The 11,961-nt window shown below is 75.2% G+C and carries 7 protein-coding genes; 1 reads left to right on the forward strand and 6 read right to left on the reverse strand.

Features of this window, described 5'->3' with window-relative positions:
- Positions 1–102 precede the first annotated feature (102 nt).
- From DMP17_RS40725 to DMP17_RS40745, 5 genes are all read right to left on the reverse strand, one after another.
- Positions 103–756, reverse strand: coding sequence for a response regulator (locus DMP17_RS40725; RefSeq protein WP_226350143.1), 654 nt, complete (start codon positions 754–756; stop codon positions 103–105).
- Entirely contained in the window at positions 753–1,928 is a 1,176-nt protein-coding gene (macS, locus tag DMP17_RS40730; protein ID WP_226367425.1) for a MacS family sensor histidine kinase, read from the reverse strand. The genes DMP17_RS40725 and macS overlap by 4 nt, the downstream gene beginning before the upstream one ends.
- Positions 1,925–2,881, reverse strand: a complete 957-nt coding sequence (locus DMP17_RS40735; RefSeq protein ID WP_337832341.1) for a class I SAM-dependent methyltransferase — start codon at positions 2,879–2,881, stop codon at positions 1,925–1,927. The genes macS and DMP17_RS40735 overlap by 4 nt, the downstream gene beginning before the upstream one ends.
- A gap of 91 nt (positions 2,882–2,972) precedes the next feature.
- Positions 2,973–3,752 carry an enoyl-CoA hydratase/isomerase family protein gene (locus DMP17_RS40740; RefSeq protein WP_226350140.1) on the reverse strand — a complete coding sequence of 260 codons (780 nt, stop codon included), beginning with the start codon at positions 3,750–3,752 and terminating at the stop codon, positions 2,973–2,975.
- 10 nt (positions 3,753–3,762) lie between these two features.
- The gene (locus DMP17_RS40745) at positions 3,763–6,480 is read right to left on the reverse strand and encodes a helix-turn-helix transcriptional regulator (RefSeq protein ID WP_337832342.1); all 2,718 of its coding nucleotides are present in this window, start codon (positions 6,478–6,480) and stop codon (positions 3,763–3,765) included.
- A gap of 205 nt (positions 6,481–6,685) precedes the next feature.
- Here DMP17_RS40745 and DMP17_RS40750 point away from each other — a divergent pair, with 205 nt between their 5' ends.
- Complete coding sequence (locus DMP17_RS40750; protein ID WP_337832343.1) at positions 6,686–9,346, forward strand: ATP-binding protein; 2,661 nt, start codon at positions 6,686–6,688, stop codon at positions 9,344–9,346.
- Positions 9,347–9,374: 28 nt separating this feature from the next.
- On the opposite strand, the gene DMP17_RS40755 is transcribed toward DMP17_RS40750, so the two are convergent.
- A complete protein-coding gene (locus DMP17_RS40755; protein ID WP_337832344.1) occupies positions 9,375–11,807 on the reverse strand; it encodes a right-handed parallel beta-helix repeat-containing protein in 2,433 nt (810 codons plus the stop codon).
- Positions 11,808–11,961: the final 154 nt, after the last annotated feature.

An 11,961-nucleotide genomic window follows, 5' to 3' on the forward strand; every position in this document is an offset into this window, starting at 1 on the left:
GCGGAGCCGAGTGTGCCCGGTCCCGTGACCTGTTCGTGATGGGGGTGGCCCCCGTTACGGGTTTGCCTCCGCTCACCGCAGGGAACGGACCGTCCCGCTCGTTCAGTCCGCGAGGCCCTGCTCGATGGCGTAGCGGACGAGCTGGCTGCGGTTGTGCAGCTGCAGCTTGCGCAGGGTGTTCTGCACGTGGCTCTCGACGGTCCGGTGCGAGACGACGAGCTTCGCCGCGATCTGCTTGGCCGTCATGCCCTTCGCGACCAGGCGCAGCACCTCGGTCTCGCGCTCGGTGAGCGCCGGGACGGCGGGCGCGCCGTCGGCGGGGCGCGGGGCGTCGGCGAGCCGCCGGTACTCCCCCAGCACCAGCCCGGCCAGCCCCGGGGTGAACACGGCGACGCCGTCGGCGGTGCGCCGGATCGCCTCGAGCAGCTCGTCGACCCCGGCGGACTTCACCAGGTAGCCGAGCGCACCGGCCTTGACCGCCTCCAGGACGTCGGCGTGCTCGCCGGAGGCCGACAGCACCAGCACGCGGCTGTCCGGGCTCTGCTGCCCGATCGCGGCGATCGCGTCCACGCCGGAGGTCGCGCCCAGGTTGAGGTCCATGAGGATCACGTCCGGCCGCACGGCCGTCGCGATCCGGACGGCCGCGGGCGCGTCCGGGGCCGTCGCGACGACGTCGAGGCCGCGCTCGGCGAGGTCGCGGGCCACGCCCTCGCGCCAGATCGGGTGGTCGTCGACGACCATCACCCGGATGCTCATGTGTCCTCCCTGGGGACCCGGATGACCCATTCGGTCCCGATGTCCGGTCCGGTGTCCAGCGTCAGTGTCCCGCCGACGTCGCCGACGCGGCCACGGATGGAGCGGGACACCCCCATCCGGCCCTGCGCCTCGGCCTCGGCGAGGCGGCCCTCGGGGATGCCGGGGCCGTCGTCGCGGACGCTGACCTCGACCGTCCCGGGCAGCTCCTCGACCAGCACCCACGCGCGCGCGTCCGGGCCGGCGTGCAGCGCGACGTTCGCGAGCGCGGCCCGCACCGCGCCTTCCACCTCGTCGACGACCGGCCCGCCCAGCTCGACCGGGCGTCCGGGGGCCGAGACGGTGACCCGGTCCGAGGCGAGGATCCGCAGCGCGGCGGCGAGGTCGCGGAGCCCGGACGCGTCGGTGGTCCCCGGCCCGGACAGCAGCGCACGCAGCGCGGTCTCCTGCTCCCCGGCGAGCACGCCGAGCTCGGTCGCCCCGCCGCCCAGCTCCGCGCCGCGGCGCTGGACGTGCGCCAGCACCTGCAGGACGCCGTCGTGCACGGCCCGGGTGAGCCGCTCGCGTTCGGCGGTGGCGGCCTGTTCGGCCACGAGGCGGCGCAGCCGGGCGGCGGTGCGGTCGAGCACGTGCGCGGCGAACCCGACGGTCAGCCCGGCCAGCAGGAGCAGCTGCATGTCGCCCAGCTCCAGCACCCCGAACCGCTGCTTGGACAGCACCAGGGCCGCCGAGATCACGGCGGCGGCGAGCACCCCGCCGGTGATCCGGAACGCGACCGCGCAGGCCAGCACCGCGCCGGAGGTCCAGATCGACCCCATGCCGGGGCCGCCCTCGTCGAGGTGGGCGACCCGCACGACCAGCGGCGTCGTCGCCATGATCGCGACGCAGACGCCGAGGTCGGCGAGCGCGAGCAGGCCGCGGCGGTCCGGGGCGCCGGGCAGCCCGCCGAGGTAGCCCCACGACGTCACGGCCGTCCACACCGCCATCACGACGAGCACGCCGACCGCGGCCAGCGGGCGCTCGTAGCCGGTGCGCAGGTGGTAGAGCGTCACACCGACGACGGTCAGCAACGTCAGCAGGCGGTAGGCGATGACGCCGCGCCAGAACGGCTCCAGCGGGTGCTCCACGTCGTCCATGCTGACCGACAGCGCGCCGCGCCGGGGCCGATCGCTCATCTCGGCTTGGTACCGGTGATCAGGGCGTTGTAGAACCAGCTGCGCGGCACGACCCGGTTCAGGACGTGCTCGTCGAGCCAGGACAGCCGCTGCCAGCCGTGGTAGGCGAACATCGCCCAGTTCCAGCCGAGCTTGCCGGGCGGGACGGCCGCCTCGAAGGTCCGGACCGGCCAGCCCAGCATCGCGGCGGCGAACTCCTCGGTGGAGGCCCGCACCCCCTCGGCCCCGGCCCGGGTCGCGGTGCGCTCCAGGTCGGCCGGGTCGAAGGTGTGGATGTCGACGACCGACTCCAGCGCGGCGGCGCGGGAGGACTCGTCGAGCTCGTGCTGGGGGCGGCGCCAGCCCTGCAGCGGGCCGAGCTTCGTCAGCGTGTTGGTGGCCTTCCAGGTGAGCTGCCCGAGCTTGCGGGCGTAGGCGTCGCCGACGGTGGTGGGCTCGCCCGCGAACACGAACCGCCCGCCCGGCTCCAGCACCCGCAGGACCTCGCGGAACGCGGCCTCGACGTCGGGGATGTGGTGCAGCACCGCGTGCCCGACGACGAGGTCGAAGCTGTCGTCGGGGAACGGGATGTGCTCGCCGTCGACGACGGCGCCCTCCACCTCGAGCCCGAGGTGCTCGGCGTTGCGGGTGGCGGCGGCGACCATGCCCGGGGACAGGTCGGTGACGACGCCCCGCTCGGCGACGCCGGCCTGCATGAGGTTGAGCAGGAAGAACCCGGTGCCGCTGCCCAGCTCCAGGGCGCGCAGGTAGGGCCGGCCGTCCCACGGGGCCGCGGCGCGGAAGCGGCCCGCGGCGTAGTCGATGCAGCGCTCGTCGTAGCTGATCGACCACTTCTCGTCGTAGGTGCCCGCCTCCCAGTCGTGGTAGAGCACGTTGGCGAGCTTCGGGTCGTGCCAGGCCGCCTCGACCTGCTCGGCGGTGGCGTGCGGGGTGGGCGCCGGGTCCGAACTCATGAGTAGGAGTTTTGCAGAACACGGCCGCCGACCTGCTCCCCGCCCGGGCGCGTCGCGCGTCCGGGCGGGGGCGGGGTGGCTCGGCGGCGGCTCAGCGGCCGGTGAAGGTGGCCTTGCCGGGGCCGTTCTCGACGAAGCTGGCGGTGCCCGCCTTCGCGTCGTCGGTGGCGAACACGCCCGCGAACAGCGCGGACTCGATGTCCAGGCCGGTGCGCAGGTCGGTGTCGAGGCCGTTGTCGATGGCCGCCTTCGCGGCGGCGTAGGCGAGGGCGGGGCCCGCGGTGAACTGCTTCGCCCAGGCGACGGCCCGGGTGTAGACCTCGTCGGCCGGGACGACCTCGTCGACGAGCCCGATCGCCAGGGCCTCGTCGGCCTTGACCATCCGGCCGGTGTAGATCAGGTCCTTCGTGCGCGACGGCCCGATCAGCCGCGCGGCGCGCTGGGTGCCGCCACCGCCGGGGAAGATGCCGAGCAGGATCTCCGGGAAGCCGAGCTTGACGTTGTCGCCCGCGATGCGGCGGTCGGCGCCGAGCACGACCTCCAGGCCACCGCCGAGGGCGTAGCCGGTCACCGCGGCGACGGTCGGCTTCGGGATCGTCGAGATCGCGCCCAGGCCGGCGGACAGCTTGCGGGCCACCACCGTCATGTCCGCGTAGGACATCGACGCCATCTCCTTGACGTCCGCACCCGCGGCGAAGGTCTTCTCCCCGCCGTGGACGACGACCGCACGCACGTCGGCGCGGGTGGCGGCCTCGTCGGCCACCTCCAGCAGCTCACCCTGGATCTGGCGGTTCAGGGCGTTCATCGGCGGGCGGTCGATCCGGATCGTCCCGACGCCCTCGTCCACGGACAGGCTCACGAATTCGGTCACGGAGCGGACTCTAACGGGCTCCGGCGGCGGGTTCCCACGGCTCGGGACCCAGTCCGGTGAGGCGGCCCGCGAGGTGCGCGACGACCAGCTCACGCCGGTTGCGGCAGCCGGTCTTGCCGAACAGCCGGGTGAGGTGGTTCTCGACGGTCTTCTCGCTCATCGTGATCCGGGCCGCGATCTGCCGGTTCGACCGGCCCTCGGTGATGAGCCCCACCAGTCGCATCTCCAGCTCGGAGAGCCGCTGCTCGCCGAGCTCCGGGGTCCGCACGGCGATCCCGTACCGCGACATCGCCCGGCGCACCGAGCGCCTGATCCGGGTCGCCTTCAGGTCGTCGGCGATGGCGAGGGCCTCGTGCAGCAGGGGCTCGGCCTCCTCGGGCCCGACGACGTCGGCGGCCTGCAGGCACGCCTGTGCCAGGTCCGGCAGGCTGGCCCGTTCGCGCCACCACGCGACGCCCCGGCGGGCGGCAGCGGGGTCGTCGCGGAGCATCGCCTCGATGAGCTCGCCGTACTCCGGGCCCACCGACTCCGGTTCGTCGGCCAGCGCCTCCTCGACCGCCTCGGCGATCCGGCGTCGCCACCCGTCGTCGCCGCTGCTGCGGGCGAGCATCGCCAGCCAGTTCAGGACCTCCCCGGCGTGCGGCCCCCGGGAACCGCGTCGCAGCTCGCCGCAGTACACCGCCCAGGTCGCGGGCAGCGCCTCCAGCGGGTTCTCGCCGGTGTGGGCCAGCCGCGCCTCGGCCCACTCGCGCAGCGCGGGCACGGCGGTGTCGGTGTCGGTGTAGTCGGTCTCGGGAATCGTCTGTGCCCACGCGCGGGCGCGCCGTTCCCGGCCCCGGAAACGGTGGACGGCCGCGGCGGCCAGCGCCGCCCACGGCCGGGAGACCAGGTCCGCGGACTCCTGGGTCTGCAGCGACCGGGCGGCCGACAACGCCCGGTTCCAGCGCCCGTCGCCGTAGGCGATCATCATCCGCTCGAACGCGGCGAACGGACCGTCGGCCGGGGGCCGGTAGTAGGGACCCAGCAGCCACCGGAGCATCGGCACCAGCCGTCGCCGGGAGAAGGCGTGCCGGACGTCCGCGGGCACCCGCAGCGAGTCCGCGGACAGGTCCCGCAGCGTGCGGACCGGCCCGCCCGGCGCGAGCGGCGCGAAGCCCTGCACCAGCTCACCGATCGAGAGGTTCTCACCGCGCCACCACCGTTCGCAGAGCTGCAGCGGACAGTAGGGGTCCCCGATCCCCGCCAGGGCCGAGCGGACCGGCGTGCTCACCCGGCGGCCGAGCTGCAGGGCGGCGAGCGCGGCGGCCGCGGCCAGCTCGGCGCGTGACCCCGTCGTCCGGTACCCACCCTCGTCGACGGCGTCGGCGACGAAGTCGGCCAGCTCGTCGAAGCGGCCGGCGGCCCGGGTCGCGCGGATCAGCTCGGCCTGCACACGACGCCGGCCGTGTCCGGGCCCGGCGTGCCGCCACGCACTACGGAGGTGGCTGATCGCGAGGTCGGGGTCGCTGTCGGCGATGCGGACGGCCTCGTCGTGCAGCACCACCGTCAGCCGCCGCTGGACCGGCCACGCCGTCCCGGCCGCGGCGACGTGGCCGGCGAGTGCGGACAGGTCGTCACGGCTGCTGATCCCGACCGTCGACTGCACCCGGCGACCGATCCGCACGTGCAGGTCGCGCAGTGCGTCCTCCCCCAGCCCGGCCCGCACCGTCGTCCCCAGTGCCCGGCACAGCGGGGTCAGACGGCCCCGGAAGTCGCACTCGAGCGCGGACTCCGCGGCGAGGGCGTCGACGACGGCGCCACACCCCACCGCGGTCCGTCCGGTCGCCCCGGCGACGGCGTCGAGGTCGGCGATCCGGAGCCCCGTCGGGCCTGCCGCGAGGGCGACGAGGTCCTCCCCGGCACGGCCTGCGGCGCGCACCGTCTCCACCAGGAAGTGCCCGGTCGGGAGCCCGATCGCCACCCGGTCGTCGCGGAGGCAGAGGGTGCGGTCCACGCGCACGACACGGCCCTCGTCACGCAACGCGGCCAGGGTGGAGATCAGGGTCCCCGGGCACCCGAACAGCAGCCCCAGGGACTCCCGCAGGGCGTCGACGAGTCCCGGGTCGACCGGGCCGCCGGCCGCCCGTCGCAGGATCTCCACCGATGCCTCGTCCGACAGCATCGGGAGGTCGATGATCTCGTCGGCGGCGTCGCCGACCTCGGCGAGCTGCTCGGTCGGGAGCTGCACCGACCGCATCGCGGCGAGCACACGGTGCCCGGCGCGCCGGGCCTCCGCCAGCACGAACAGCGGAGCCGCGACGTGGTCGGCGTCGTCGACGGCGAGGGTGACCGGGCCCCGGGTCCCGACCGCGGCGAGGAGACGACCGGTCTCGGCGCGCAACCGGGAGCGGCCGGCGATCGACTCGTAGGTCTCGGCGGTGGCCAGGCGGCGCACCGACCTCATCGCTCCGGGCAGCTCGGGGCCGGGGTCGAGCTGCTCGAAGGACCGGCCGACCGCGGCCAGCAGCGGACGGACGCCGAACCGGTCCCAGCGCGCATGGTCCTGGACCGCGTCCACGAACAGGACCGTGGAACCCGACTCGCGCAGCTCGTCACCGATCCGGGTGAGCAGCGCGGTACGTCCGCTGGACGTCGGTCCACGCAGGACCGTCAACGACGCCTCGGGGATGCCTCGCAGGGCGTCCAGCACCTCGTCCCGACCACAGAACTCGATCTGTTCCCTGCTCATGTCACCGTCCCGGTCGTGCGGCCTCGCGAGCTACGAAGATCATGACATGTGCCGCGAAACGGTACGATCGACAGCAGGGTCCGGTCCGCACCGCCAGGACCGGTACCCGGGGGGCCGGCGTCGTCCCCACCCGAAGTCCGCTCGTCGTCCCGTGGTGCGAGGAGTTCCTCGCACCGTCGTCGACGACCTCCCTGTGGAGGCACCCTTGCCCGTCCCGGACCTTCCGGACGACGGAACCCGCTCGGCTCTCGTGCACGGGCCGCCGGGTATCGGGCGCACGACCGTGCTCGACCGGCTGGCCGTCCGCGTCGGGGAGCAGGGCGGCGACGTCCTGCGCCTGCGCTACACCCCCGACGGCCCGGTGATCGACGGGAGCACCGCGGTGCTCGCCCGGGTCCCCCCGACACTGCTGCACCCGGTCGACGGCGCGCGTCACTCCCCCGCCCTCGCCGCCCGGGTGGCGGCACCGATCGCGATGGTGCTCGACCGGCACCGGCTCACGCTGCTCGTCGACGACCTGCAACGCAGCGACCCCGACTCGATCGCGGTGCTCGCCGCGCTGGTGCCGTCCCTGACCGACGCCGGTGTCCGGGCGGTGTTCACCGTCCAGACGCCCGTTCCCGGATTCCTGCGCCCCTTCGTCGCGGTGGTCCGTGCCCTGCGCCGCGACGGCGTCCTCGACTCGCACCGGCTGCGGCCGCTCGACCGGGCGCAGACCGCGGTGCTGCTGGGCGAGCAGCTGCGCAGCCGTCCGGCACCGGAGCTGGTCGACCTCGTGCTCGAGCGGACGCGGGGGGTGCCAGAGGCGGTGCTGGACCTGCTGGGGAGCCTGTCGGCGGGCGGCCGGGTGGTGATCTCCGACCGGCACGCCTACCTCGGCCCGGGACCGGAGCCCGGGCCCCGGCCGGACGGACCGCTGCTGCGTCCGGTCCGGCGGCTGGGGCCCGCCATGTGGCCGGTCGCGACCGCCGTCGCCCTGCTCGCACCCCTCGGGCCCGCGCTGCCCCGGCTGCTCGCCGCGAGCCTCGACATCGACGTCGAGCAGGCCCGTGACCACCTCGACGAGCTCGTCGACGCGGGGGTGCTGCACCGTGGTGGGGCCGACGACGGCTGGCGTTTCCCGGTCCCCCAGGTGGCTGTCGAGCTCGCCGCCTGCCTGCGGCCCTACGAGCGGCGCTGGGTGGCCGTCACCGCCGTCGTCGCGCTGTGGACGGGTGTCGCCCACGCCGAGGACCCCGACTACCTCACCGACCGGATCGCCGAGGCGGGCGCGCTGCTGGACACCGCCCGCGCCCGGTCCGAGCTGATCCAGCGGGCCACCATCCGCGCGGCCGACGACCCGCACCGGACCAGGGCCTGGTGGCTGACCGCCGCGGACCTGTCGTCCGACCGCGCCGACGAGGCGCTGGCCCGCTGGATGTACGCCACCAGCTGCTACCGCACCGGTGACTACGCCACCGCCGTCACGACCATCGAGTCCGTCCTGGACGAGCTCGGCGACGTCCTGCCCGAGCACTGGGTCGTCGACGCCGGTGCGACGATGCTCGGCTCGATGCGCAGCCTCGGCGACCTCGACGGGCTCCGCGCCATCGCCCACGGCCGCCGCGAGCTCCCCGGTGACGTGGCCGCCCGGTCCTCGTGGCGTGCGCTGGCCCTGTTCATGCTCGGCCGGTGGCGGGACGCCCTGGAGCTGCTCGACGACACGCGGTGGGCGTGGCGCGGACCGGGGGCGACCTCCTACCTCGGGGACACGCTCTCGATGATGGCCGAGCTGGGGGCGGGGCGTCCGAGGACGTTCGAGGCGCTGCTCGCCGATCGCGGGTCGTGGCCGGAGGACAACTCCGCCCGTCGCCGACTGGCCTTCACCCAGGGACTGGTCACGCTGCTGCTCCTGCTCAGCGAGGTCGACCGGGCGCGCCGGCTCATGGCGGACGAGGGGCTGACCCCGGAGATGCTGAGCCTGTCCGACCGGGCCTCGCTGGCGTTCCTGGAGGGCCGGACCGCCGAGGCCAAGGACCTGGCCCGCCGCTACCGCGTCGGCGGGTTCGTCGTCGGGCACGACGCGGGCCTGGAGATGATGCAGCAGCACCACGCCTTCCTGCTGCTCGCCCGGGGCGAGGTCACCCGGGCCCGGGAGTTCCTCGACGAGGCGATCGCGGCGAAGTCCTCGCTGCGGCACCTGCTCGCCGCCCCGCGCGCCGTCGCCGACGTCGCCGTCGGGGATCTCGACGAGGCGGTGGACCGGCTGCAGAGCTCGGTGGCCGACGCGGAGGAGCGCGGCGTCCTCATCGGCACCGACGCGACCCACCTCCAGGTGGCGCGCATCGCCATGGCCCGCGGCGATCTCGACGGCGCGCGGCGCGCGGGCCGGTCGCTGGAACGGCTGCACGGGATGCTGGCCACCTCGCGGACGGAGCTGTACCTCCAGCTCGTCCGCTCCCTCGTCGACCGCGACCGGGCGACCGTCGAGAGCTGCCTGCGGATCGCCCGGGAGCGCGGCCTCCCCCTGGAACTGGCGACGGTCATCGGCATGCTGGGTGAGCAGGACCTCGTGGGGCCCGACGACCTGTGGGAGTGCTACGACCTCTACGGGGAGCTCGGCGCCCTGCTGTGCCGGAGCTGGGTCCGCGGTCTGATGACCCGCGCCGGGATGACCGTCCCCGGCCGCACCACGGTCGTCGCGGAGAACGAGCGGCTGCTCGGGCTGCTGGTCGGGCAGGGCTTCGGCAACCGCACGATCGCCACGATCCTGCAGGTCAGCGAGAAGAGCGTGGAGGGCCGTCTGGGACGGCTGTTCGCCCGCGCCGGGTACCGTTCGCGCACCGAGCTGATGGCGGCGATGCAGGGCGTGCGGTCCTCCGGATGACCGGGCGCGGCCCGTGCGCGCCGCGGCCTCAGACGGCGAGCTCGAGATCATCCACGGTCAGCAGGGTCAGGTCGGCGGGGTCGACGGCACCGCCGGCGCTGAGCCGGGACGCCTGCCGGTCGGCCATCCGCTCGAACACCCGGCGCGCGGTACGTCCGTTGCCGAACGTGCCGTCCTTCGGGATCCGCTCGAAGTAGGTGAGCAGGGCCTGCTCGGCCTCCGGGGCGAGCCGGTAGTCGTGGCGCTCGCACTGGCTGCGCACGATCGTGACCAGCTCGGGGGCGTCGTAGTTCGCGAACTCGATGGTCCGGCTGAAGCGGGACTCCATGCCCGGGTTGGCCTCCAGGAACTGCTGCATCTCCTTCGAGTAGCCGGCCGCGATGACGACGACGTCGTCCCGGTGGTCCTCCATCAGCTTGACCAGGGTGTCGATCGCCTCGCGCCCGAAGTCGGGGCCGGTCCCGCCCCGGCCGCTGGACAGCGTGTACGCCTCGTCGATGAACAGGACCCCGCCCAGCGCGCTCGTGAACGCCTCGGTGGTCTTGATCGCGGTGCCGCCGATGATCTGGGCGACCAGGTCGGCGCGCGCCACCTCGACCAGGTGCCCGGACCGCAGCACCCCGAGGCGGGCGAGTACCTCGCCGTAGAGCCGGGCGACGGTCGTCTTGCCGGTGCCCGGTGCGCCGGCGAACACCAGGTGGCGGGCCATCGGCGGGGCGGACAGCCCGGCGTCGACGCGGCGCTTGGCCATCTTGTTGAGGTTCACCAGCGAGGTGACGTCGGCCTTCACCCCCTCCAGCCCGACGAGTGCGTGCAGGGCGTCGAGCGGGTCGTTGGTCGGGCGCCGGGACGGTGCCGCACCCGGCGCGGACGCGACGGCCTCCTGCGGGCCGCCGTCGGCCGCCGCGGCCGGACCACCGGACCGGGGCCCCGGCGCGTCCGGGGTCCCGTTGGCGAGGCTGGTCAGACGTTCGACGGTGAGCGACGCGGCGGGGGCCGTCACCCGCAGACCGGCACCGGCGTTGCCCTGCGCGGTGCAGCCGGTGAGGCGGACCGGTTCGGCCGTGGCGACGACGACACCGTCAGCACCGCCGTCGCCGGCGGCGCACTCCTCCAGCGTGCCGCCCGAGCCCGCGCCCAGCCGGAACCCCGCTCCGGGGGCGCCCGCGACGCGACAGTGCTGCAGGGTCAGGTCCGCGCCGGTACCGGCGGCGACGCCGTCGCCGCCGACCGCCGACAGGTCGCAGTCGGCCAGCGACAACGCCGCGCCGGTGACGGCCACACCGGACCCGGCGGCACCGCGCAGGGTGAGCCCGTCGATCTGCGGGCGGGCCCCGTCGGTGACCCGCACGCCGTCGGCGCCGGCCCGCTCGATCTCCACGTTCTCCAGACGACCGCGGGCCCCGCCGGAGACGACCAGTGCGCAGGTCCCGGCGTCCAGGACGCGCAGCCGGCGCAGGAACGGGTCCGCGCCGTCGTCGACGACGACGCCGGCGCCGCTGTCGGCAGCGGTCTCGACGGCGTCGAGCTCGGGGGTGCTGCGCCCGGTCACCCGCAGCCCGTCGCCCGCGGTGGACCCGACGGTGCAGCCGGTGGCGGTGCCCGAGGCCCTGCCGGTCCACAGCAGACCCGCCCCGGTGGCGCCGCGCACGGTGACCGAGCGCAGCTGCGGGCGGCAGGCCTGGTCGACGTGCACACCGACAGCGCCGCAGGGTCCGATCCCGGCCCCGTCGACCTGGACGGAGGCGCTGCTCGCGAGGTAGAGGCCGACCCCGGCGGCGTCGGTGACCTGCAGGTCGGAGGCGGTGAGGGCGCCGTCCTGCTCGACGGCGACGGCCGGCTTGCCCGCCCCGGCCACCGAGGTCCGGGACAGCGTGAGCCGGCCCCGCTCGTGGACGAACACGCCGTTGCCGGCGGGGCCGTCGATCCGGGTCGCGGTCAGGTCCAGCACGCCGTCCCCGGCCACCACGACCGCCGTGGTGCCGATGTCGGTGATGCGGCACAGCGACACGGAGCTGCCCACCGGGGAGCTGACGACGACCCCCGCGCCCGCCGGGGCGGACAGCGCGCAGTCACCGGCGTGTACCGCGCCGTCGTCGCGGGCGAGGACCGCCGACCAGCCCGCGCCGGCGACGGTGCACTCGGTGAGCCGCAGCGCCCCGCTCGTCACCAGCACCGCGGCGACGACGCCCGGCGCGCCCTGCACGGTGATCCCGGACAGCTGCGCGGTCGCCGACGGCGGCCCGGCCAGCACCACCGCGACACCCTCGCGCGGGGCGATCCGGACGGTGCCGGGGCCCTCCTCCGCGGTGACGGTGACCGCCCGGCGCAGCACGAGGGGCTCGGTGTAGGTGCCGGGGGCGACGCTGATGACGGCGCCCTCCGGAGCCGCGGCCACGGCCTCGGCCAGGCTGCGGTGTCCGGACCCGCCCATCGGCGAGACGGCCAGGGCCGCGCTCATCGCGGCACCGGTCCCGTACGGCGTCGCGGCTCCATCGCACCCCTTCGGCAGAGTCGGTTCCGGCGGTCCTCCCCTGTCTAGTGCGGACCCCGGCACCACGGAGCGGCGACGGGACCCCGCGCGCGCCCCACGGGGGACATCCCCCGCGAACCGG

The sequence above is a fragment of the Pseudonocardia sp. TMWB2A genome (genome assembly GCF_017312135.1).

What these genes read in the sequence shown, in the direction of transcription:
- DMP17_RS40735 (WP_337832341.1), bottom strand. Translation starts at nt 2,881, where the DNA reads ATGAGTTCGGACCCGGCGCCCACCCCGCACGCCACCGCCGAGCAGGTC.
- DMP17_RS40725 (WP_226350143.1), bottom strand. Translation starts at nt 756, where the DNA reads ATGAGCATCCGGGTGATGGTCGTCGACGACCACCCGATCTGGCGCGAG.
- macS (WP_226367425.1), bottom strand. Translation starts at nt 1,928, where the DNA reads ATGAGCGATCGGCCCCGGCGCGGCGCGCTGTCGGTCAGCATGGACGAC.
- DMP17_RS40745 (WP_337832342.1), bottom strand. Translation starts at nt 6,480, where the DNA reads ATGAGCAGGGAACAGATCGAGTTCTGTGGTCGGGACGAGGTGCTGGAC.
- DMP17_RS40755 (WP_337832344.1), bottom strand. Translation starts at nt 11,807, where the DNA reads ATGAGCGCGGCCCTGGCCGTCTCGCCGATGGGCGGGTCCGGACACCGC.